A 24,750-nucleotide genomic window follows, 5' to 3' on the forward strand; every position below is an offset into this window, starting at 1 on the left:
TAGATATGTTAGGTGATTTGTATGAATGATAAATATGTATTCTCCTGTCAAAGAAATAAATTTATATATGTATTAGTGAATTTAGTTTTAGTCATAGTTATGTCCTTTAACTCTATCACAGTTTTTGCTACGCCATCAAGTGATACTGATCAATCCCTTTTAAAGTATAAAGAAGTATTAATTTTATCTTCTCAAAGCGAAAATGAACTCTGGGAATCTTATCTCCTAGATAATCTCAAAACTTCACTAACTTCAAGCGACTTAAATATTCATACACGAACAGAATTCCTATCTATAACAAATGATGACAAATCCTATTTAGATAAGCAAGCTGACCTATGGTCATTAAAATATAAAAATACTAAATTTGATTTAATTGTTACTCTTGATGATGAATCTTTGAATTTTGTAGGAAATTATTATAATACTCCTATGTTTACAAATGTACCTGTGGTATATGGTGGTATTAATGATGTTAGTAAGCTGTCTTCCTATCCATTTAATAACTTTACTGGAGTAATGGAACCAGTTAATGTACGTACCCTAGTTGATTTAATTTTACATACAAATCCAAACACTTCTGAAATAAATATTTTATTGGATAATACTATAGAATCTAAGTATATAGAAAACCAAGTAAGAGATACTATTCCATATTATACTAATGTGTTAAGATTTAATTTTATAAAAAGTGATTATATTGATGATTTATGCTATAAATTATCTCAATACCCTAGCAATACACCTTCAATAATTGTTGGTAATTTCAAAGATACTTCTAACATTATAATTTCACCCAAGAATACAACACATATTATAAAAAACTATTCCCATGGTCAATTATATACTTTTAAAGAAACTTATGTTGGAAATGGAGCTATCGGTGGACATATATTATTTGCAAAAAATCACAGTAAAATCATTTATGAAACTGCTATTCGTGTAATAAATGGTACAAAACCAAAGGATATTCCAAGTATATACGATCCTGGTAGTACCTTGTTATTTGATGCATCGGAAGTAACAATAAAAAATATATCTCGTTCTTCTCTTCCCGAGAATGTTATATTTATAAATGATAGTTGGATAAATAAAGGCGTCTCTCTAGGTATAGTATTTCTTTTACTTCTAATTTTGCTAGTATGTATGATAATGTTAGCTATTCAAACAATCCAAAAAACAAATAATGCTAAAAATATGATTGTTGCAAAGAAAAGATATGATGAACTTCTGATAAGTGATAAAATTAAAACTGAATTTTTAGCTAACTTTTCTCATGAAATACGTACTTTACTTAATGTTATACTATCCGGGCTACAACTTTTAGATATATATAAAGATAACGGCAAACTTACTTTTGCTAATAAAGATGATGAAGTTAAACTAATATATATACGTCAAAATGGATTTCGACTACTTAAGCTTATAAATAATCTAATTGATATGACGAAAATTGATTCTGGATTTTATCATGTAGAATTTGAAGTTAAAAATATAGTAGAAGTAGTAGAAGATATCACTATGTCTGTACTTGAATATGCATCTGCTAGAGGAATTTCTATAGTATTTGATACTAATGAAGAAGAAGTTTATATGCCCCTAGATTCTGAAAAACTAGATAGAATTATATTAAATCTTCTTTCAAATGCTATTAAATTTACCCCTAAAGGAGGATGTATATACGTAACTTTAAAATGTTTAAAACAATCCATATCTGTTTCAGTAAAGGATACTGGAATTGGTATTCCTAAAGATAAGCAAAGAAGCATCTTTGAAAGATTTACTCAAGTAAAAAATGAAAAATCTAAAAGTAAAGAGGGTAGTGGTATAGGTCTCTCCTTGGTAAAATCTCTAGTAGAACTTTTAGATGGTTCCATTATTCTTAAAAGTGAACCAAACAAAGGTTGTGAATTTATATTTACCCTTCCTATAAAGGAAGTTGATAGGGCCACTTTAGATGTGGAAAATCATATATCACAAAATATTACTAATAATAGCGAGAAACTCATGGTAGAATTCTCTGACATAGACTCTAACATAAACATATAATAATATCATATATTAAAAAACTCAGTTAATGTAATGATCATTACATTAACTGAGTTTATTTAATTTGAATAATATTTCAAATTACCTTACTCTATTTATAACATCTTGCACTGCAGAAGGATTTATGCCTCCTCCTATCTCATATACTAAGGATGCTTGTTTTGTACTTAAAACCTGTTTTTGATTGTTACTTAGTTCAGTGTCTACAAGCACTATAGGTGTCTTTAATTTTGCTGCTAATGGACCAGATGTTAATGCATCTGCTAATACTAATCCCTTAGTAACACTAATACCAGATTGACCTGAGTTAGTATAAAACTTTTTAATCACAGCTGCATTTGTATCATATCTATTATTACCTGCAACTCTATTTCCACTTACATCTGAAGATGTTATAGAATTCATTTGTGATATTACAGCTTTAGTTATATTGGTTGTTCCTCCAATAAAGTATGCAGTTTGAAGGCTTTCACCTCTTAGCCAATCTATAGTACTCTTAGGTATAGCATTCTTTTCAGCTAAAATTATAGGAGCTTTATCCTCTCCAGCTTTTGCTGCTATAGATAGTGCATCTGCTTCACCTAACCCATAGCATACATAAGATTTATTCACATCTACTATGGTATCTAGTTTTTTAGCTACTAAAAGTGAAGTATCAAATCTAGTAGCACCGCCTATTCTATCGATATCCAAATTAGGTTTGATTTCTTGTAATTGTTTTTTCAAACTATCTGAAAGAACTGTTTTCCCACCTATAAGTATTACTTTAGATGGATTTAATCTCTTTATTTCTGCCTTAGTTTCACTTGGTAATGAATTCTTCTCTGATAAAATTATTGGAGCTCCATAAGCCGATGCCAATGGAGTTGCTACAAGACCATCAGCATTTGCATATCCATTTACCAATAGCACAGTATTTGCACTACTCCAACCTTCTTTGCTTACCTTTACTGATGTTTCATATCTATTTAAACCCTTAAGTTGTTTATGTGTAACTTTATTTAACTGTTTTAATTTTGATTGAAGTGTACTATTTTCAGATATAAATTTTGCTCTAAAATATATATTTCCATCTACTTCTGAATTAGCTCTACTATAATTTACTTGTTTTTCTATTTGATTAGATACCTCAGTTTTAGAAACATCATGTCCAATATAAAGCTTAACATTAGTGCCTTGAACTTGTTTTGCCCACCAATCTACAAGAACTCCATAGGGAGCTACACTATTTTCAAAAGTCCAATATATTTGTGGATTTATATAATCAACCCATCCATTCTTTATCCATGCTACAGAATCACAATATATATCATAGTAGCTTTGTCCACCATTTGTAGCTGAACCGGCTGGATCACTAGATGCATTTTTCCATATTCCTCTTGGACTTACTCCAAAGGATACTGATGAGTTTATACTATTAATTTTGGCATGTACTTTCTGAATCAATGTATTGACATTAGCACGTCTCCAGTCATCTTTATTAATTCCATTACCATACTTACTGTAGCTAGTATCATCATTAAAAGATTTACTTGGATAGAAATAATCATCAAAATGAATTCCATCTACCTTGTAATTTTTCACTACTTCAGCTACAGTTTCCACTAAATAATTTACCACCTGTGGATTGCCTGGATCATAATATAATGCATTGTTATAAGCTATAGCCCAACTAGGGTTCTTCCTAGCCATATTATTTGATGCTAGTGTATTTACGTCTGTACCAGAAGTTGTTATTCTATAGGGATTAAACCAAGCATGAAACTCCATTCCTCTTTTATGAGTTTCTTCAATCATAAATGCCAATGGGTCATATCCTGGGTTCTTGCCTTGAGTTCCAGTAAGTATATCAGACCAAGGATTAAGGCTAGAATTATATAGAGCATCTCCCTTAGGTCTTACTTGCACTATAACACTATTTAGTCCTGCTGCTTGTAGCTTGTCTAGTAGTGCTATATATTCTTGTTTTTGTTGGACCACATTATTTCTAGCACCAACAGTTGGCCAATCAAGATTCCACACGGTGCTAATCCATGCGCCTCTCATCTCTTTAGTATCTGCAAAAGCAGTAGTATTCATCACTGAAAATACTAAAAAGATGCCTAGTAAACCAGTTAATATCTTTTTCATAGTTCCTCCTTTATTCTTACATACAGTTTTTATGCTTGTCCATATATTATAATTAACGACCTTACACCATTAATGTTTATATTACTACCTAAAATGTAACATATAATTCATATATAGTAAATCTATGAGTATATTTAATATTATACTTTATGAAAAATATCACCTCTTAATTTTTAAAAATTAAGAGGTGATATTTTTATTTTATTTTAAAAGAACTTTTTAAAGATACTATTCTATTAAATACAGGTTTATCCTCTGTAGAATATTTGGAATCTACATTAAAATATCCATGCCTGAAGAACTGGAAGCTCTCATCTGATTTTACATCCTTCATATTATCTTCAACATAACCTTGTAATACTTCTAAAGAGTTTTGATTAACACATTCTAGGAAAGTTTTATTTTCATCAATTTCTTCATCCTTTATTAAAGGCTCATATAGTCTAAATTCTGATGGTATAGCAGAGCTAGCATCTACCCAATGTATTGTACCCTTGACTTTTCTACCTGTAAATCCTGTTCCACTCTTAGTTTCCTTGTCATAGGTACAATGAATCTCAACAACTTTTCCAGACTCATCTTTAATAAAATCATTACACTTTATAAAGTATGCTCCCTTAAGTCTAACTTCATTTCCTGGGAATAATCTGAAGTACTTTTTAGGTGGCTCTTCCATAAAATCTTCTTCTTCAATATATATTTCCTTAGAGAATTGTACCATCCTTTTACCCATAGATGGGTCGTCTTGATTATTTTCAATCTCTAACATTTCAACTTCACCCTCTGGGTAGTTTGTTATAACCACCTTTAAAGGCCTGATAATTCCCATGGTTCTTGGTGCTTTAGCACTTAAATCTTCTCTAATAAAATGTTCTAATAATTGTTCATCTACAATACTATCATTTTTTGCTACTCCTATTTCTCTGCAGAAGTTTCTTATAGACTCAGGAGTATACCCACGTCTTCTTAATCCAGCTATAGTTGGCATTCTTGGATCATCCCATCCATCAGCAATACCTTCATCTACCAAAGCTTTAAGTTTTCTTTTACTCATTACTGTATTAGTAATATTTAATCTTGCAAATTCTATTTGTCTTGGTGTACTTTCCATTTCACACGCTTCTACTACCCAATCATAAAGTGGTCTATGATCCTCAAATTCTAAAGTACAGATTGAATGAGTTATGCCTTCAATTGCATCTTCTAGTGGATGCGCAAAATCATACATTGGATATACACACCATTTATCTCCTGTATTGTGATGAGCTGTATGAGATATACGATAGATTATAGGATCCCTCATATTTATATTAGGAGAGTTCATATCAATTTTCGCTCTTAAAACCTTCTCTCCATCTTTAAACTCACCTTTTCTCATACGATCAAATAGATCTAAGTTTTCTTCAACGGTTCTATTTCTATAAGGACTTTCTTTTCCTGGTTCCTTTAGACTACCTCTATATTCTCTTATTTCATCAGGAGTTAAATCGCATACAAAGGCTAATTCTTTTTTAATTAAGAGTACTGCCCTATTATACATTTCCTCAAAATAATCTGATGCAAAGTATAAATCATCCCAGTTAAATCCAAGCCATTTTATATCTTCTTTTATAGATTCAACATATTCAGTATCCTCTTTAGTAGGATTTGTATCGTCAAATCTTAAGTTTGTCTTTCCATTAAACTCATCTGCTAACTCAAAGTTTAAAACTATAGATTTTGCATGTCCTATATGTAAATATCCATTTGGTTCTGGTGGAAAACGAGTAATTATATTGTCATGTTTCTTGCTCTGTAAGTCATCCACCACTATTCTTTTAATAAAATTTGAAGACGTATTTCCTATATTTTCTCCCATAATAATCACTTCCTCTTATTATATTTTATTTAGGTTATTATCAAATAATTTAATAATATAATGGCATTCATATACCTTCATTATCGAAACATAATTCATATTATCAATAAATTATCTAATTATTTTGACTTACACAACCTTAAATATATCATAATTTACACTTTTTTTCTATTCCCTTTAAATTATAGTACAATAACTTCTATTTTAAACTATAACCTATTATTCCTTAGTGCAATTATGCTTATACCTATACAAGTAAAGAAGAAAGTGATTCTTTATACATTACATATTGAAGATGTAATGCTCTAGTTAAAGCTACATATAGCAACTTTTTATCTAAGGCTTCATTTCTATACATATCTTCATTACAATTGTAAACAATAGTTGCATCAAACTCTAACCCCTTGGTCATATAGCTAGGTATAATTAACTTATCTATATCTAATTTACTTTGACCTTCTTCTATAAGTTCCCATTTATATTTTGACTCCTTCTTAAGCCTTTTATGTAATTCCTTGCACTCAGTATAGGTTTTGCAAATTATAGCTACAGTTTTTTTATTCTTACTATATATTTCTTCTAATAAAGATTCAATAACTCTTACTTCTTCATCTTCTTTAGCATTAATAACCCTAGGTTCATCTCCATGTCTTAATATAGGAAGAGCTGGTTTTATATTTAACTCTTGCTTTTCTAATACCTTGTTTGCAAACTCTATTATTTCTACTGTAGACCTATAGCTTTGGGATAAAGTTATATAAGTGGCATCTTGGCTAAATACCTTTTCTATTAAACTTTCCCATGAATTAATTCCTTTATAATTATAGATTCCTTGTCCTAAATCCCCCACTATAGTCATGGAGTTATTCTTTGATATCTCCTTCAATACACTAAACTGCATAATACTATAATCTTGTGCTTCATCAATGACAGTATGAATATAATTCTCTCCCTTGACACCTTCTAACTTCAATTGTAAGTATGTCAACGCCGTTAAATCATCGCAGTCTATATTTTTAGTGGCAATATTATTATTTATTTCATCTCTCATATAATCAGCTAACTTTTTAGGTATGCAATTATCTGTTACAGATGAAAATGCTTCCTCATCATTATAAAAATTTATATAGCTATCTACTACACTTATCTTCTTCCAATTACCAAAGAACTCTTTTAATGCCTTACTACCTTTAGTTTTTAGTCCTGCTATAAGCTCATCTCGTTCATCATAGGTTTTAATTATTTCTTTTCTTTTATCTTCCTCTGATATATCTTTTCTATCCTTTATATCTTTTATCTTAAAAAAGTATACATTTTCTATCTTTTCTTTAATTTCTTCTATTCGGCTTTTCAATTTACCTTTAAAGTATTTATTTATTTCATCTTTTCTTTTGTTAATAGGTAAATTTTCTAAATCCTTTATATATAATCTTTTTATTTCCTTTGATGAAAATAAAATGTATCCATCTACTAATATATCCTCTACTTCAGAACTTTTTCTTTCTAAATATTTAATAAACCTATCCATAATGGTCTTATAGGTCATAGTACCTTTTATCTTGCTGGATGCGGTAATGTATTTAATTTCTTCCTCATCCCTACACTCCATTATATGTGCAAGCTTTTTATCCTTAGTTATTATTTTATATTTAACATTTAAAATTGTACTACAAAGCTCCTCAAAGGTTGACTGTTTTACATTACTAACTCCTAAGTTTGGTAAAATATCTGATATATAGTCCAAAAATAACTGGTTTGGTGCAACTACTAGTATGTTTCTATTATTCATTTCATCTCCATAAGTATATACTAGGTATGCTAATCTATGTAATGCTACCGTAGTCTTTCCTGACCCTGCAGAACCTTGAATAATTATTGGTTTATTTTTATATGCCCTAATAATTTCATTTTGTTCCCTCTGAATTGTATTTACTACATCCTTCAGCTTTTTACTCATATTTTCTTCTAGATTTATTTTTAAAAACTCATCTACTAGTTCTTCTCCATCTTCTGATACTGGAACTATTAATTCATTTACTCCCTCATCAAAGATATTTACTATTTTCCCATCCTTAACTTGGAATTTTCTTTTTAATAGTAGCTCACCTTGGATTTCTCCCATGGGAGCAGTATAAGATGCTGTTCCAAAAGTTCCACTATAATATAAATTGGCAAGAGGTGCTCTCCAATCAATGACAACCTCTTCGTTTTTAACTTCATCTATAAGTCCAAACTTACCAATATAAAAACTTTCCACATCTCTTATCTTTTCCTTGAAATCAATTCTTGCAAAGTATGGATTATCTTTGCTTTCACTATACTTGTGCAAATCTTTATTGGCGAAGTCTTGAATGTTCTCAGCTAAAATTAGTTCTGTACTAAAAGTACCCCTTGAAGATTTTTTAAGAGTTGCTACTTTCTTTTCATACTCTTCACACTTTTTCTCAGTGTTTAAAAGTTGTTCTTCTATCCATTCCTTAGTACTACTGAATTTCATTTCTTCCTTCAAAGTCTCTTCTCTATTAATTGTCATTGTTTTTCACCTCTCACTTCTTGTATTTTTGAAAAAATATAGAGGAAAAACCCCTTGGATTCTTCCTCTTTGCTTATAATGTAATATTTTTTGCACTAATCCTATAATTTTCTAAGAGCTTATCATAATCATAATGAAATATTTCTTTGTTTATGAGTTGCCTATATATTATACATTAAATCTTTACAAATTCATAGAAGTTTTTTAATATTTGTTATCTATTTAAGTTTAAATGTCTTAGGTGCTAATTTATAAACTAATATTAATGCTATAATCATATATATTACAGTGAATATGATTACTCCTATACTAAACATATAGGAAGAGCTATCAGTTCCTGAACACATATAACAAACTACATACATTACTGTATTAATTCCCCTGAATAGTGGACTTTTAACCTCTAAGTTAGCAGTATATGGCTAAATGATGTATGGAAAAAAAGCAAGCCAAGGCTATTATACTTAAAAATAAATAGCTTAATTCTAATATTGCCTTAAGGTCTCCAGATGCTATTAGTATGGAAATTATACAACAGCAAATTACTAAAGCAGGAAGAATATTAAAGACAACTACCCTTTTTAACCTAGATTTAAAATTAGAAAATATAGCTTCCCTTTGTCTATAGTACCCATATCTAAGTAAGCTTATATCACAATTAAAAAACATAGCTTTACAAATTCTTTCTGTCGTAGATAAAAAGTACATTGCAAATATCCAACCAGAAGTTTTATTCTTGAAAAAATCTATAATCCCCACCTTATCACTTGGTTTCCACAAAATAAATCCAATGGCAACCATCGTTACTATAAAACTTCCTATAATTATATATTTTGAAGACTTTGATAAAAGTTTTTTGTACCTTTTGAAAAATATAGCATTAAGATATTCATAGTCTTGCTTATTTTCATAGATACTGGAATTCAAGTCTTCTACTTTTATCTTCTTCTCATTTATTTCTACATCTTTAAACTCAACATCTTTTACTAATTTTTGTTTCTCTAAAACATTATCCTTAGTGCATATAATTTTACCAATATCCTTAAATCTTTTGTATTTAAAGATATATCTAAGAGATAAAACTGACAATAAAAATAATAGGATAATAATCCTGTAATCATATATCCACCTATGAAGTCCTATATTAACATGAAAAAATAAAGGAACATAAGCTAGTAAAGGACAAATAATCACCAATGTCCCAATAAATATATCCATATTTGATATCATCTCATTAAATCTACTAAATCCAAATAAATGAATAAACTCCCATATGAATCTAATGAGTATAAACTCAAAGGTCAAAATTATTCCCTTTACTGGAGAAAACAGTACCATCATCACGGGAGTAAAATGTATAAAAGCTAAAATTTTGGTATAAACCATTTCACTTATAAAGTACTTTTTAGCATACACCCTCATTAATCTTATCATGTTGAAAGGTTTTTCATCTCGTGGCATTAAAGTAGTATTTATAATGGGTCCTAGAATAGGACTTAAAATAAAAAAGACAATATTTCAAATATAATTCCAAGAGTAATTTTAGCCTTTGTTTTACTGTAAAGACTCTCTGGAACTTTTTTACCTATTAGCGGAATCCTCTTGATGAAATATATGAATGTATTTGCACCTTGTACAAAGGAGAATTTGTATGTATTAGTAAAAGTTCTAATCATAATTGTCCTCCTTTAAGATTTCCATGATGCTTTCCTCAAATTTTCCACTTTTTATAAGTTCACTTGGAACTTCCTCTAATATTCCGTAATTAAGAACTACAATTTCATCACATAAATCCATGGCAAGCTGTAATATATTAGTTGAAAATATAATTATATGCTCACTCTTTATTTCCTTTAATAAATTTTTAATTTCTAGTGCCACAATTACATCAAAAGAACTTAGTGGTTCATCTAATAAAATTACAGGTGGTCTACTTATTAAAAAGCATAACATCTAGAGCTTGTTCTTCATTCCGTGAGAATAGGTTTTAATTAATCTATGACTATCAGCCTTAGATATTTTTATGATATTTAAATATTCCTCTACGGCCTTAATGTCATTAATCTTATCCTTATTTATATCTATATAGAATTTAACAAACTCATAACCTGTTAAAAACTCTGGTAATACTGGATCTGCAAAAACAAATCCTATATTAGAATAATCTAACTCTCCTTCATTACCCAATCCATTCTCTAAGATGATTTCCCCTGAATTTTTGCTTAGCTCTCCACTTATACAATTAAATAAAGTAGTTTTACCTGCACCATTTCTTCCTAATAGTCCATATATCTTTCCTTTTTTAAAAGTAAAAGATGCTCCTTTTAACACCATTTTATTTTCAAAACTTTTTTGTATATCTTTTAATATTAACTCCACTTTTCTCCCCCTAATCTTCTCAAATCCGCATGGGCAGAACAACTATTTAAATAAGAAATTTTTTCATATATCCTATCAATTATTAAATCACATATTTTACAAATTATCTATTTAAAATTGCACCTTATTATGAAATAATAGGATGAGGTTATTCTCTTAAGTAATTGCTTAGAATCAAGAATAAATCTAACTAAGCTCATTTATGAACACATTATTTTACTTTTTAAGGAGTTGTATTTAATGAAAAACATTGGGAAATTTCGACACTTTATGAAATCTAGCTTTTCAACAGAAGAGGATGAAGGGGAATATGAGTTATCCGATCAACAAAAAAAATTACCTCAACCACCTTTACAAAAACCTTATGATGAAAGTGAAAAAACTATAGACTTACCTGAGGTAACAGATAAAATTTTAGTTAGATCTAATATATTAGACATTATAAATCAAAGAGAAAGTCATCGTAAATTTACTGATAATAATCTAAGTTTGGAGGAACTATCCTTTCTTCTTTGGTGTACACAAGGTGTAAAAAAAGTTACTGCTAATAACTATGCAACCCTAAGAACCGTACCCTCTGGAGGTGCTCGTCATCCCTTTGAGACATACTTAGTAATAAATCACATTAGGGGCATTAAGAATGGCTTATACAGATACCTTCCCTTAAGCCATAAATTACTTCTTATATTAGAAGATTCTACTTTATCATCTCAACTTTCTGATATAGCTTGTGAGCAAACCTTTGTTGGTGATAGTGCCGTAACATTTATATGGAGTTGTATTCCCTATAGAGGTGAATGGAGATATCTAGATGCTGCCCATAAAGTTATGCTACTTGATGCAGGTCATGTATGTCAAAACCTTTATCTTGCTTGCCAAGCTATAGATTGTGGTACTTGTGCTGTAGGAGCCTATGACCAAAAACTTATAGATAAATTTCTTGGATTAGATGGCGAAAATGAATTTGTAGTCTATGTAGCTCCAGTTGGCAAAGTAAGTAAATAATTTACTAATAGTATACCATATTTAACAAAATCTAAAGGATAGCTTAAGTAAAATTTAAGGTGTCCTTTTTATATAAATTAACTACAATTATTAATCATAATTTATATTTATAAGGTGGCATTAATACTTTCTTTCTACATATAAAATGTATCACAATTTAGTATATTAAAATAATTCTATATTTTCTTTTAATATATTCAAAGATATTTAAATAAAATTCAACTTATATTTGACATAAAATTATTATGATGATAACATTTATTAGTACTAATAAGATTTAAACTGTATTTAAATACATATTTATTATGAAATATCAATTAATTCAGTTTATCTCTCTAGAATCTTTATTCACATGAATTTATATATTAATTACCCATTTTAACTTAAAATGGCTAATTTTTCTGCTTGATATATCGTAATATTTTTTGTATCATATACAAGGTTAATACATAGGACAAATCCAATTGAAGTCTAGGTTAAACCCTTCACTTCAGTTGTTAAATAAAATTAAATAAGAATATATAGGGGGACTTTATTATGAACAATCTTATCTATGTTTGTATAGTTGCTGGATTGCTTGCTTTAATCTCTGCCTTTTTACTACTATCAAAAATTAATAAAAGTAGTGAAGGTACAGATAAAATGAAAGAAATCGCTTCAGCTATAAGTGAAGGTGCTGCTGCTTTCTTAAAGGCAGAGTACAAAGTATTAATCATTTTCTGTGCAATTATTTTTGTATTAATTGGTGTAGGAATAGGTAGCTGGGTTACAGCTGTTTGCTTCTTAGTTGGAGCATTATTCTCAACTCTAGCAGGTTATGTTGGTATGCATACAGCTACTAAAGCTAATGTAAGAACTGCTGAAGGTGCTAGAACATCTGGTATGAGTAAAGCACTTTCAATTGCATTCTCTGGTGGAGCTGTTATGGGTCTGTGTGTTGTAGGTCTTGGACTTCTAGGAGTAAGTGTAGTTTACTTTTTTACAAAGGAAACAGAAATACTTACTGGATTTAGTTTAGGAGCTTCTACTCTAGCTCTTTTTGGACGTGTTGGTGGGGGAATATATACTAAGGCTGCTGACGTTGGAGCTGACCTTGTTGGTAAGGTTGAAGCTGGTATACCTGAAGATGACCCACGTAACCCAGCAGTAATTGCTGATAACGTTGGTGATAATGTTGGTGATGTTGCTGGTATGGGTGCAGACTTATTTGAATCATATGTTGGTTCTATCATATCTGCTATTACACTAGGCGTAGTTGCTTTTCAAGTAAAGGGAGCTCTTTTCCCACTTATAATATCTGCAGTAGGAATTTTCTGTTCTATAATAGGTATTGTGCTTGTAAATAATAGTAAAAGCCAAAATCCACATAAAGCTTTAAATAGTGGAACTTACTTAGCTAGTATATTAGTTGTTATATCTTCTGCTATACTTAGTAAAAAATTCTTTGGAGATTTCTTACCATTCTTCGCAATAATTTCTGGAATTATAGTTGGTTTATTAATTGGTAAGTTAACAGAAGTATACACTTCAAGTGATTATAAATCAGTAAAGAAAATTGCTGAACAATCTGAAACTGGTTCTGCAACAACAATAATATCTGGACTTGCTGTTGGAATGGAATCTACAGCTTTTCCTATAATATTAATTGCTATTGCTATACTAGTTGCTTATTCATTCGCTGGCTTATACGGTATTGCTCTTGCAGCCGTTGGAATGCTTTCAACTACTGGTATAACTGTTGCAGTTGATGCTTACGGTCCAATTGCTGACAATGCTGGTGGTATTGCAGAAATGGCAGGACTTGATTCATCAGTTCGTAAGATTACAGATAAATTAGACTCTGTAGGTAATACTACAGCTGCTATGGGTAAAGGATTTGCTATTGGTTCTGCTGCACTTACAGCATTAGCATTATTCGCTTCTTACTCTCAAGCTGTTGGATTAACTACTATAGACTGTTTAAATCCTAAAGTAATTGTTGGTTTATTAATTGGAGGTATGCTTCCATTCTTATTCTCAGCATTTACAATGCAGTCAGTTGGTAAAACTGCTAACAAAATGATTGTTGAAGTTCGTAATCAATTTAAAAACATTCCTGGTATCTTAGAAGGTACAGGAAAACCTGATTACAAAAGATGTGTTGAAATTTCAACAGCTGCAGCATTAAAAGAAATGATGCTTCCTGGAGTTATGGCTGTAGCTATGCCACTAGTAATTGGTATATTACTTGGTACAGAGGCTTTAGGTGGACTTCTAGTAGGAGCTCTTGTTTCTGGAGTTATGCTTGCTATCTTCATGTCTAACTCTGGTGGTGCATGGGATAACGCTAAGAAGTACATTGAAGAAGGTACTCACGGTGGTAAAGGTAGCGATGCTCATAAAGCCGCTGTTGTTGGAGATACTGTTGGTGATCCATTTAAGGATACATCAGGTCCATCAATCAACATATTAATAAAACTTATGACAATTGTTTCTTTAGTTTTTGCTTCACTATTTGTTTCAATAGGTGGACTTTTATAGAAATCTAATTATAAGTTAAAATATTAAACCTCTTATTTTAGAATTTTAATTCTAAAATAAGAGGTTTTTTAATTTAATATCTTGATTTCTAATCTAAAAATTCTCCATCATATTCTTCTAAGAAAGAATGTTTTTGTCCATCCTTTTGCCAACCTAAAATTGCATCCATATTCACATTTTCAGCAGCCTTAAATATAGATTTATCCACATCTTTAAAATTCTTTTTCATTTCTTTTATCATATCCTTTATTTCATGTCTCTTGTTACCAATCTTCTTTGCTGCTACCATGCATGCACAGTTAAGAGGCCATATACCACTACTTTGTATAAAGTTTTCTATGTAGCTTTCCTCAACATAATAAAGAGGACGTATAAGCTCTAATCCTTTAAAGTTGGTTGCTTTAAGTTTGGGAAGCATAGTTTTAAAAGTTCCTCCATAAAGTACATTAAGCATTGTAGTTTCAATGACATCATTAAAGTGATGTCCTAATGCTAGCTTATTACATCCAAGCCTTTCAGCTTCAGAATATAATGCCCCCCTTCTCATCCTAGCACACATATAACAAGGATAATCCTTTGCTATCTCATCAATAATGTCAAATATTTTTGAATCAAAGGTATGTATTGGTATATTTAAATAATTACAATTATCCAATAAAAGTTCTTTAATTTGTGGATGATATCCTGGATCCATAGCAATAAACTCTAATTCAAAATTTACTTGACCATGACGTTTTAATTCTTGAAATAACTTAGCCATTATTATACTATCCTTACCTCCAGATATTCCAACAGCTATCTTATCTCCTTCTTCTACTAGGTTGTATTCTCTAATAGCCTTAATAAACTTAGACCATACTGACTTTCTATATTTTTTAATTAAACTTCTTTCTATTTCTTCTAATGGCTTTCTCTCATTAAAAGGGACTAATATTTCACAACCTTCTCCTGCTACACCACTCATTTATTTCACCTCGTATATTTTTTAATATATGTACTTTACATAATTCTAATATTAAGTTTATATCTTTACACTATAAACTTACTTTGATATTATAGCACCTTTATAAATTTTTGTCATACCACTATTTGTTCTTCCCTCCATAGATTAATTAAAAATTACAGTGATAAAATATACTATTTGTAACTACTTTAAGAACTATAGAATACTATAAATAGATAAACACTTTCTGGAGATGTAAGTTTTTTATGGATAATGTAAGTTCATTTAAAGATGCCTATCTAAGTGAAGATTATGTTACTCTATTCATTTTATCTACAAAAGATCTTGTTAATATTCTCAAAGATGTAGACTATGCTTATGCTTACAAGCTATCTGATACAATATACTATGTTTCCGTTATAGCTAGGGAGTACCGTCCTTTTGTTCGTAAATTCAGAGAAATATTCAGAGTAGATGTTAGCTATCCCTATACTTTATCATCTATAGACCCAATACAGTCTTCTTCTATAGCTCCCTTCCATGGAAATACCTTCTTAAATCTTAAGGGTAAAAATACTGTAGCTGCAATTATAGACACAGGTATAGACTATTTAAATCCTCAATTTCAAAATGATGATGGAACCACAAGAATTATAGGTATATGGGATCAAACCATTGAAAATAATAAAATAAATGATGATCCTGCAGCATTTTTCGGTACCTTTTACGCTAGGGAAGAAATTAATAAAGCTATTGAAGCTTTTGATAAGGGAGAAAATCCTTATGATATAGTTCCTTCAAGAGATGTTATAGGACACGGTACAAATATGGCTGGTTTGGTTGGGGCCAAGGGCTTAAATGGAGTAACAGGTAGTGCTCCTGAATGTTATTTCCTTGTTATAAAACTTAAAGAAGCTAAAACCAGTAATCTTAGATTAATTGGTGTCAATGACAGAAAAAACATACCCATCTACGAAGGTCTTGATATACTTCTTGCAATGTTATTCGTTATGAATTATAAAGATTCTAATTCCTTAACACCAATAAGTATTTTATTATCTACAGGAACTAATTGGGGTGGCCATGAAGGACTAACCTCTATTGAGCAAGATATTGATTATTTTTCTTCTAGGAAAGGTCTTATTTTTGTAACCAGTTGTGGAAATCAGGGCGCTAATGCTACCCATTCTGAGGGAAGGTTCCTTAAAAGCAATTCCCAGGATATTGTAGAATTTATTGTAGGTTCAAAAGAAAGCAATCTATCTGTCATGCTTTGGATTCAAAGACCAGATAAAATATCCATATCTGTGGTTTCTCCTGGTGGTGAAGTTTCACAACCTATACAACCTAAATTAGTAGCTACAGAATTTGAAGAGATTATTTCTGTGGTTGAAGATAGCACAATTAGTATTCTATTTTCAAGTTCAGAATTTACAACTGGAAATCAAGTTGTATATATCGCAATTAAAAATCCTAAAGAAGGTCTATGGCAATTAAGACTTAAAGGTGATTTTATAATAAATGGTAAATATGATGTGTGGCTTCCCCAAAGACCTTTAATAGAACCAACTACTAGAATAATAAGCTCTACACCTTATAATACAATAGAAATTCCAGGCAATGCAAAAAAAGCTATAACTACCGCTTTCTATAATCAAAATAACAATACAGTGGTTGTGGATTCTGGTCGTGGTTATACTGCTGATAATAGAATTAAACCAAATTTAGCTACAGGTGGTATCATGGCATTAACTACTGGTTTAAATAATAAGAATACTGTAATTTCTGGTAGTTCCGTGGCTGGAGCAGTATTATGTGGTGCTACCCTACTTATGCTTGAATGGGGTATTATACTAGGAAATGATTCCAATATGTATGGTCCTACTATTATTTCTTATTTAACTAGGGGAACTAATAGAAGAGCTGGAGATTTATATCCAAATCCTGAATGGGGCTACGGTATGCTTAATCTTCAAGGTTCTTTCGAACATCTAAGATCAACCTCATTATTTAGAAAGTACAATAAGTGTAATAGTAAAACAATAAATCATCTACCTTCTATATTTTCTATAAACATGCCTAAGGAACTATATAGAAGAATAGATGATACTATGGATATGGAGGAATAATATATGAATCTATCAGATTTAAGAGAAATAACTACACAAATAGATGATACATCCCAATATAATAGTTATATTGTTTATTATACCGGTGATATAATTACTCCTATTAGTACTATTCCCCAAGCTACAGTTATAATCCTAAATCCATATATGGCAGTTATCTTCATTAAAATTGGATATGAAGATTTAATAGTTGATATTCACAATATTAATATAATTAAACCCGATAATTACTTTATGCTTTCTCAAATATCACCTTTGCAGTCTTCTAACATAATACCATTTTCTGAAGGTATCCCCATGGAGTTAACTGGTACAGGAGTCATTATTGGCACCATTGATACCGGCATAGATTACTTAAATAAAGAATTTACTAGAGAAGATGGGTCCTCTAGGATATTATCTATTTGGGATCAAACAAATAATGATGGCCCTAGTCCACCTAATATTAATTACGGTACTGTATATTCACAAGAACAAATTAATGCAGCTATTTCCCTTAAAGCTGATGGCGGTGATCCATATTCTATAGTTCCTGAAATTGATACTGATGGTCATGGTACTCAATGCGCAGGTATAATTGGTGCTAGAGGTTATAGTGAAGTTAAAGGTGTTGCTCCTAACTGTGATTTTATATGTGTAAAATTAAGACCTTGGAGAAAAATAGGTGATGCTATAAATTCTTCCCAAAATGGTACTCCAGTTTATCGTAATTGTGATATAGCTACAGCTATGCTTTATCTTATACAACAGCATTATATCTCTGAACTTCCTATGGTAATATTTTTGCCAGTTAGTGGTAATTTAGGCTCTCATAATGGTACTAATGTTATTGAGGAACTCATAGACTACTATTCTTTTAGTAATAAGGTATCTTTTGCTTTAGGCACTGGTAACCAAGGCAATTCTGGAACCCATGCCTCTGGTTATATAAATAACACGGGAGAAACTGCCTCTATTAAATTTTCTGTAGCACCAAATCAAGGAGAATTCCACTTAGGCACATGGTGTTCCTATCCCGATAAAATTTCTTTAGGCATAACTTCTCCTAGCGGTCAAGTAATTTCAAGGATTCCTGTAAAGCTTGGGAAAAAAGCATTTCTTAAATTTTTGTATGAAAAAAATACTGCTATTTTAACCTATTACTTCCCTGAAACCATATCTGGTAACGAATTAATTTACTTGGAATTTCCTGATATTGCCCCTGGCATATGGACTTTAAATTTATACGGTGATTATATAGTTAATGGCTTATATAATATTTGGATTTATCCAAAGCCTATATCCAAACCTGGAACTGAACTATTAAATCCTGACAACTTTACAACTCTTACAATTCCATCTACTAGCAATTTAGCTATTACCACTGGATTTTATAATCAAAATACTAATGATATAGATTTAAATTCCGGCATTGGATTTACAGCAAATAATAAGATTAAACCTGACCTAGTTTGTGGTGGTGTAAATGTGTTAACTACCTCACTAAATAATACTACTACAACTGTATCCGGCTCTAGCATAGCTACTGCAGTATTGGCTGGAGCAATATCCTTAATTTATCAATGGGGAGTAACAAATGGTAATTTCAATATGTTATCCTCTGAAAATATTAAAACCTTACTAATTAGAGGAACAAAAAAGAGACCTAATGAAGCATATCCTAATGAATTTTGGGGTTATGGAATTCTTGATATCCGTGGAACCTTCGATTCTATTAGAGGTATCTATTCTCATCCAGATTTATTAGCAATACCTATAACTTTAGGAGATATTAGCTTCTCTAGATATTACAATGATAATATTGAGACATATATACCTTATGATTTATTTAGAAGACTAAACCCTTCCAGGGTTTTTTATTCTAATTGTAACTACTTTACATTGTTTAGAATACTATAGATAGATAAGCAAGTTTTAGGAGATGTAAGTTTATTAATGAATAATTTAAATACATCTAGACAAATTGATTCATGTAAAGAAGCCTATCTTAGTGAAGATTATGTAAGCCTATTTGTTCAATATGATAGGGATCTTGTTAGCATACTTAATGATATAGATTATGCCTGTGCCTTTAAAGTTTCTGAAATAGATTATATTGTAGTGGTTCGTGCCAATAGTTATATTGACTTTATTACCAAGTATTCAGGAATAACAGATAATCTAATTATAGATGTTAGTTTTCCATATACACTTACAGCTATCCAACCAGTAGATGCTGCTAACATAACACAATTTCATGGAGAAACTTTTTTAAATCTTACAGGAGATGGCACAATAGCTGCAATTATTGATACTGGTATAGATTACTTAAACCCACAATTTCAATATCCAAATGGAAATACAAGAATTGCGGCAATATGGGATCAGACTATTGAAAGTGACATAAATACTAATGATGATATAGCATTTTTTGGTACAATTTATAGCCGTGATGATATAAATAGAGCTATCCAAGCTTCTACTGAAGGTGGTAATCCCTATGACATAGTCCCTTCAAGAGATGAAATAGGGCATGGTACAAATATGGCTGGTTTAGTTGGTGCAAGGGGTCTAAATAGCATAGTAGGAAGTGCTCCTGAATGTGAATTTATAATTGTTAAGCTGAAGGAAGCAAAAAACAGCAATCTTAAGTTAGTAGGAATTAACAATAGAAGAAGCACTCCAATTTTTGAAGGTATTGATATTTATCTTGGCATAAGATTTGTTATAAATTATAATGATAGAAATCTATTGCAACCTATGAGTGTTTTGTTATCTACAGGAACAAATTGGGGTGGACACGAAGGTTTATCATCCATAGAACAAGATATTGATTTCTTCTCATCGCGAAGGGGGCTTGTATTCGTTACTAATACTGGGAATCAAGGTTCTAGTTTAACTCATGCCTATGGTAGATTTTCAAAGACCAATTCCTTAGAAATTATAGAATTTATTGTAGGGCTAAATGAAGATAATTTAGTTCTTATGCTATGGCTTCAAAGACCTGATAAAATATCTATATCTATAGTTTCTCCTAATGGTGAAATTGCGGAACCTGTACAACCTCAACTAGTAGGCTATAAGTTTGAGCAAGTCACTCTTATCCTTGAAAAAAGTGTAATTAGTATTGCCTTTACCAGTGCCGAATTTTCCACCGGAAATGAGGCTGTATATATAACTATACAAAATCCCAAAGCCGGACTTTGGCAACTGAGACTCAGAGGGGATTATATAGTTAATGGGCAATATAATATGTGGCTACCCCAAAGACCTCTTATACAGTTGACCACTAGAGTAATTAATCCTAATCCATACACAACTTTACAAGCTCCTGCAAATGCTAGAAAAGCCATAACAACATCTTTCTACGATCAAAATAATAATACTATAGCCGTAGAATCTGGTAGAGGTTTTACTGCAGATAATAGAATTAAACCTAACTTAACTACTGGTGGTGTTATGGCATTAACTACGGGATTAAATAATGAAACTAATATAATTTCTGGTGGTTCTGTAGCTGGAGCTGTACTTTGTGGTGCTACCCTTCTTATCCTAGAATGGGGCATAATTCTTGGTAATGATCCCAATATATATGGACCTTCTATTATTTCTTATTTAACTCGAGGAACTAGTAAAAGATCTGGTGATATATACCCAAATCCTCAATGGGGTTATGGCATGCTAAATCTTCTTGGCTCCTTTGAAAATCTTAGATCATCAAGTCTACCTAGGAACTATAGCGTTAATAATTCTTACTATGAAAAACATTTGCCACTTAATTCGTCTATAAAAATGCCTATTGAATTATATACACGAATAGATGATATCTATAAGGAGGATTAATCCATGAATCTAAAAGATTTAAGAGAAGTAACCCAACAATTAGATAACCCTTTACAGTACAATAGCTTTATAATTTACTATACTGGTAATATAGCTGCTTCTATTGCTGAAATACCTCAAGCTAGTGTTGTAATCCTAACCCCCTATATGGCTGTTATATTTGTGGAAGTTGGATATGAAAACTTAATTGTTTCTCTACCTACTGTTAATATAATTGAGCCGCCTAATGATTTTATACTTACGCAACTGTCCCCCCTAGAAACTTCTAACATAGTTCAATTCTCTGAAGGTAATCCTATAGATTTAACAGGAACTGGTGTAATTGTAGGTACTATTGATACCGGTATAGATTACTTAAATGTAGAGTTTACCAGAGAAGACGATACCTCTAGGATATTATCTATTTGGGATCAAACTGATACTACTGGACTTACACCATCTGGTATCGGTTACGGTAGTGAGTATTCACAAGCACAAATAAATGAAGCTATTTCCCTAAATAAATCAGGTGGTAATCCTTATTCTATAGTTCCACAAATAGATACTAATGGACATGGAACTAAATGTGCAGGTATAATTGGTGCTAGAGGATATGGAGATATAAAAGGAGCAGCTCCAAACTGTGATTTTATATCTGTTAAACTAAGACCTATAAGGGAGATAAGAGATACGCTAGACCCGTCAGCTCCTGGCACTCCAGTTTATCGTAATACAGATATAGCTACAGCTATGGTTTATCTTTTACGTCAACGTTCTATATACCTACGACCTATGGTTATATTTCTACCTGTTAGCAGCAACCTAGGTGCTCATGATGGCACTAATGCTCTAGAGGAACTTATTGATTACTATTCTTTTTCTACTACAGTAACCTTTGCTTTAGGCACAGGTAATCAAGGTAGTTCTGAAACTCATGCTTCTGGATATATATCTAATACTGGAGAAACTCAATCTGTCGAATTTTCAGTAGATCCAAATCAAGGTGATTTAAATATAGCTATATGGTGTGCCTACCCAGACAAAATGTCTTTGGGTTTAACTTCTCCTAGTGGACAGGTAATTCCCAGAATTCCTGTAAAGATTGGTCAAAGTGCAAACATTAGCTTTTTATATGAAAATACTACTACTAGAATAGTTTATTATTTCCCTGAAATTGTATCCGGTAATCAGCTAATTTTTTTAACTTTTTCAAACATCGCTCCAGGTGTATGGAATATAAGTTTATATGGAGATTATATAGTAAATGGTTTATTTAATGTTTGGATTGATCAAAGACCTTTATCTAAGCTTGGTACAGCACTACTAAATCCAGATAATTTTACAACTCTCACTATACCTTCAACTAGTAATTTAGCTATTACTACTGCATTTTATAACCAAAATACTAATACTATAGGCTCAAATTCTGGAGTTGGATTTACCTCAAATAATAAGATAAAGCCTGAAATAACCTGTGGAGGAATAAATGTATTAACTACTGGATTAAATAACACCATAGCTACTATATCAGGTTCTAGTGCTGCCACAGCAGTACTTGCTGGTGCTATAGCTCTTTTTTATCAATGGAGTATAACTGAAGGAAATATTCCTATATTGTCTTCTGAAAGCATAAAAACTTTTTTAATAAGAGGAACTCGAAAAAGACCTAACGAGGTCTATCCCAATGAATTTTGGGGCTACGGTATTCTGGATATGCGAGGAGTCTTTGATGCTATCAGGGGAATTTACTCTCAACAAGGTCAGCTAGCACCACTTATAAGTCCAACTTCACAACCTGCTAATCTTACTAGGAAATTTGATGATAATGTAGAAACTTCACTACCAGTAAGTCTATTGAATAGATTAAAGTATAATGAGTAGGCTTAAATTGATAATATACTTAGTGTCCATCACTTTTTATTTCCCAGTGAATAACAAAGGTTAGTATAGCTCTAAGTAATATTATTGCAGCTAATATATACATCTCATCAAAATTTCTTACTATTACAGTTTTTAAAATCTCTGCAGCTAATTTAAACTCAAGTGCAAGTGCTAATGCTTGTGCAAAATCTACCTTTATAGAACAATTAATTTGTTTAAATAAGCTTAGAATATATCTATAAAATGCCTTCATTCCAGCTACTAGAATTACTGTAGTTCCCATTAATTCTAACAATGAAATAACTCTAGGTATTATTATGGCTGTAATAATATGTTCCAATGTTAAACACCCCCTTATTAATTTGCTATTACTTGTATATTATTATATTAATAGCGACTTGTCCATTTATTAATAACCAGTTATGTAACAGTTTGTTATTAGCTTGAAAATTTCAGCCCTAGACTTATATAGATTTCTCTATATAAGTCTAGGACTATTTTTGTTTTAAAATATATGGCTTTTTATTAACTTCATATCCCCTATTAAAATATATTCACCTAAATATGCTGGTATTAGAAAACTTTCCAAAATAGATATATCAATAAATTTTCTAATCCCTTCATCAACAAAGCTAATTTTACCTTTACCTTCTACACAGGTAAATACAAAAAACTTGTTTTTATCACTAGTTTCACTATAGCTTCCTTTTATATTGTATATATCTATATTAAATTTTTCTGAATTCATATGATTTCGTACTACTAAATCATTGTTTATACATAGACTCTTAGGCATGCCATTAAAATTAACTACATCCAATGCTTTGTCGATGTGGAGTTCTCTTCCTCGCTTATAATCGTAAACTCTATAAGTAATATCACTATTTTGTTGTATTTCTGCTAGTAATATGCCTTTTCCTATGGAATGAAGTAATCCAGGTTCTATTAAAAATAACTCCCCAGGTTTAACTAATATTTTATTCATGCAATCTTCCACAGTACCATCCTTACAACTTCTTTTAAATTCTTCCTTTGTACATCCTGCTGTTGTACCAACAATTATTTCTGCTCCCTCATTGCAATCTATAATATACCAAGCCTCAACCTTACCATTATCATTTTCTACTCTATGAGCATACTCATCATTAGGATGTACCTGCACAGATAGATTCTCATTAGAATTTATAATCTTTATAAGTAGTGGAAAATTTCTATCTGTAAATTTATCTATATATATCTTATCTCCTACAATTAAGTTTTTATATTCCTTAATTATTTCAATAAGTGCTTTTCCTTTATATTTTCCATTACTAATAATACTCATTCCATTTTTATGACAGGCAATTTCCCAGCTTTCTCCTATGTTTCCTTTAGGAAGATTTATTCTATAATCTTCTAGCTTTCTTCCTCCCCAAATCTTTTCATAATATAAATTTTCAAATTTAATAGGATACATATTGCCCTCTAATATAAATGTTTATATTTTAAGGTATGCTATGTATCCTAATAAGGTTAATTAAAT

Annotated in this window: 15 protein-coding genes and 1 pseudogene; 7 read left to right on the forward strand and 9 right to left on the reverse strand. The window is 30.8% G+C overall.

All coding sequences use genetic code 11. The features are described from left to right. Positions 1-21: 21 nt before the first annotated feature. Positions 22-2,049: a HAMP domain-containing sensor histidine kinase gene (locus tag B3630_RS05970; protein ID WP_346896394.1), complete on the forward strand. Its 2,028-nt coding sequence runs from the start codon at positions 22-24 to the stop codon at positions 2,047-2,049. 81 nt (positions 2,050-2,130) lie between these two features. Here B3630_RS05970 and B3630_RS05975 read toward each other — a convergent pair whose 3' ends face one another. The 6 genes and pseudogenes from B3630_RS05975 to B3630_RS17455 form a co-directional block, all read right to left on the reverse strand. Further along, positions 2,131-4,179: a family 10 glycosylhydrolase gene (locus B3630_RS05975; RefSeq protein WP_346896396.1), complete on the reverse strand. Its 2,049-nt coding sequence runs from the start codon at positions 4,177-4,179 to the stop codon at positions 2,131-2,133. 196 nt (positions 4,180-4,375) lie between these two features. Next, positions 4,376-6,037 (reverse strand): glutamine--tRNA ligase/YqeY domain fusion protein, encoded by a 1,662-nt coding sequence (locus tag B3630_RS05980; RefSeq protein WP_346896398.1) that lies wholly within the window; start codon positions 6,035-6,037, stop codon positions 4,376-4,378. 247 nt (positions 6,038-6,284) lie between these two features. Continuing rightward, positions 6,285-8,570, reverse strand: coding sequence for an RNA polymerase recycling motor HelD (gene helD / locus B3630_RS05985; protein WP_346896400.1), 2,286 nt, complete (start codon positions 8,568-8,570; stop codon positions 6,285-6,287). A gap of 408 nt (positions 8,571-8,978) precedes the next feature. After that, positions 8,979-9,800 carry a hypothetical protein gene (locus B3630_RS05990; protein ID WP_346896402.1) on the reverse strand — a complete coding sequence of 274 codons (822 nt, stop codon included), beginning with the start codon at positions 9,798-9,800 and terminating at the stop codon, positions 8,979-8,981. 266 nt (positions 9,801-10,066) lie between these two features. After that, positions 10,067-10,246 carry a hypothetical protein gene (locus B3630_RS05995; protein ID WP_346896404.1) on the reverse strand — a complete coding sequence of 60 codons (180 nt, stop codon included), beginning with the start codon at positions 10,244-10,246 and terminating at the stop codon, positions 10,067-10,069. Next, positions 10,239-10,904 (reverse strand): annotated as a pseudogene (locus B3630_RS17455) (ATP-binding cassette domain-containing protein). The gene B3630_RS05995 and the pseudogene B3630_RS17455 overlap by 8 nt, the downstream one beginning before the upstream one ends. Positions 10,905-11,189: 285 nt before the next feature. Here B3630_RS17455 and B3630_RS06010 point away from each other — a divergent pair. Beyond that, entirely contained in the window at positions 11,190-11,954 is a 765-nt protein-coding gene (locus B3630_RS06010; RefSeq protein WP_346896410.1) for a SagB/ThcOx family dehydrogenase, read from the forward strand. 537 nt (positions 11,955-12,491) lie between these two features. Continuing rightward, positions 12,492-14,474, forward strand: coding sequence for a sodium-translocating pyrophosphatase (locus tag B3630_RS06015; RefSeq protein WP_346896412.1), 1,983 nt, complete (start codon positions 12,492-12,494; stop codon positions 14,472-14,474). A gap of 88 nt (positions 14,475-14,562) precedes the next feature. On the opposite strand, the gene B3630_RS06020 is transcribed toward B3630_RS06015, so the two are convergent. Then, positions 14,563-15,438 (reverse strand): tRNA 2-thiocytidine biosynthesis TtcA family protein, encoded by an 876-nt coding sequence (locus B3630_RS06020; protein ID WP_035134780.1) that lies wholly within the window; start codon positions 15,436-15,438, stop codon positions 14,563-14,565. Positions 15,439-15,683: 245 nt separating this feature from the next. On the opposite strand from B3630_RS06020, the gene B3630_RS06025 reads away from it, so the two are divergent. From B3630_RS06025 to B3630_RS06040, 4 genes are read left to right on the forward strand one after another with little or no spacing between them, the layout of a single operon-like run. Continuing rightward, entirely contained in the window at positions 15,684-17,546 is a 1,863-nt protein-coding gene (locus tag B3630_RS06025; RefSeq protein ID WP_346896414.1) for a S8 family peptidase, read from the forward strand. 3 nt (positions 17,547-17,549) lie between these two features. Further along, entirely contained in the window at positions 17,550-19,445 is a 1,896-nt protein-coding gene (locus tag B3630_RS06030) for a S8 family peptidase (RefSeq protein WP_346896416.1), read from the forward strand. Positions 19,446-19,481: 36 nt separating this feature from the next. Beyond that, positions 19,482-21,368, forward strand: a complete 1,887-nt coding sequence (locus B3630_RS06035) for a S8 family peptidase (RefSeq protein ID WP_346896418.1) — start codon at positions 19,482-19,484, stop codon at positions 21,366-21,368. A gap of 3 nt (positions 21,369-21,371) precedes the next feature. Next, complete coding sequence (locus tag B3630_RS06040) at positions 21,372-23,228, forward strand: S8 family peptidase (protein ID WP_346896420.1); 1,857 nt, start codon at positions 21,372-21,374, stop codon at positions 23,226-23,228. A gap of 19 nt (positions 23,229-23,247) precedes the next feature. On the opposite strand, the gene B3630_RS06045 is transcribed toward B3630_RS06040, so the two are convergent. Next, on the reverse strand, positions 23,248-23,568 hold the full coding sequence (locus B3630_RS06045) for a DUF1622 domain-containing protein (protein WP_346870102.1): 321 nt from the start codon (positions 23,566-23,568) through the stop codon (positions 23,248-23,250). Positions 23,569-23,733: 165 nt separating this feature from the next. Beyond that, positions 23,734-24,684, reverse strand: coding sequence for a type I phosphomannose isomerase catalytic subunit (locus B3630_RS06050; RefSeq protein ID WP_346896422.1), 951 nt, complete (start codon positions 24,682-24,684; stop codon positions 23,734-23,736). Positions 24,685-24,750 lie beyond the last annotated feature (66 nt).

This window comes from Clostridium sp. UBA7503 (assembly GCF_002477055.1).
In the GTDB taxonomy this organism is placed as follows: domain Bacteria; phylum Bacillota; class Clostridia; order Clostridiales; family Clostridiaceae; genus Clostridium_J; species Clostridium_J sulfidigenes.

What these genes read in the sequence shown, in the direction of transcription:
- B3630_RS06040 (WP_346896420.1), top strand. Translation starts at nt 21,372, where the DNA reads ATGAATCTAAAAGATTTAAGAGAAGTAACCCAACAATTAGATAACCCT.
- B3630_RS05975 (WP_346896396.1), bottom strand. Translation starts at nt 4,179, where the DNA reads ATGAAAAAGATATTAACTGGTTTACTAGGCATCTTTTTAGTATTTTCA.
- B3630_RS06010 (WP_346896410.1), top strand. Translation starts at nt 11,190, where the DNA reads ATGAAAAACATTGGGAAATTTCGACACTTTATGAAATCTAGCTTTTCA.
- B3630_RS06025 (WP_346896414.1), top strand. Translation starts at nt 15,684, where the DNA reads ATGGATAATGTAAGTTCATTTAAAGATGCCTATCTAAGTGAAGATTAT.
- B3630_RS05970 (WP_346896394.1), top strand. Translation starts at nt 22, where the DNA reads ATGAATGATAAATATGTATTCTCCTGTCAAAGAAATAAATTTATATAT.
- B3630_RS06035 (WP_346896418.1), top strand. Translation starts at nt 19,482, where the DNA reads ATGAATAATTTAAATACATCTAGACAAATTGATTCATGTAAAGAAGCC.
- B3630_RS06030 (WP_346896416.1), top strand. Translation starts at nt 17,550, where the DNA reads ATGAATCTATCAGATTTAAGAGAAATAACTACACAAATAGATGATACA.
- B3630_RS06015 (WP_346896412.1), top strand. Translation starts at nt 12,492, where the DNA reads ATGAACAATCTTATCTATGTTTGTATAGTTGCTGGATTGCTTGCTTTA.
- B3630_RS06050 (WP_346896422.1), bottom strand. Translation starts at nt 24,684, where the DNA reads ATGTATCCTATTAAATTTGAAAATTTATATTATGAAAAGATTTGGGGA.
- helD (WP_346896400.1), bottom strand. Translation starts at nt 8,570, where the DNA reads ATGACAATTAATAGAGAAGAGACTTTGAAGGAAGAAATGAAATTCAGT.
- B3630_RS06020 (WP_035134780.1), bottom strand. Translation starts at nt 15,438, where the DNA reads ATGAGTGGTGTAGCAGGAGAAGGTTGTGAAATATTAGTCCCTTTTAAT.
- B3630_RS05980 (WP_346896398.1), bottom strand. Translation starts at nt 6,037, where the DNA reads ATGGGAGAAAATATAGGAAATACGTCTTCAAATTTTATTAAAAGAATA.
- B3630_RS05995 (WP_346896404.1), bottom strand. Translation starts at nt 10,246, where the DNA reads ATGATTAGAACTTTTACTAATACATACAAATTCTCCTTTGTACAAGGT.
- B3630_RS05990 (WP_346896402.1), bottom strand. Translation starts at nt 9,800, where the DNA reads ATGATATCAAATATGGATATATTTATTGGGACATTGGTGATTATTTGT.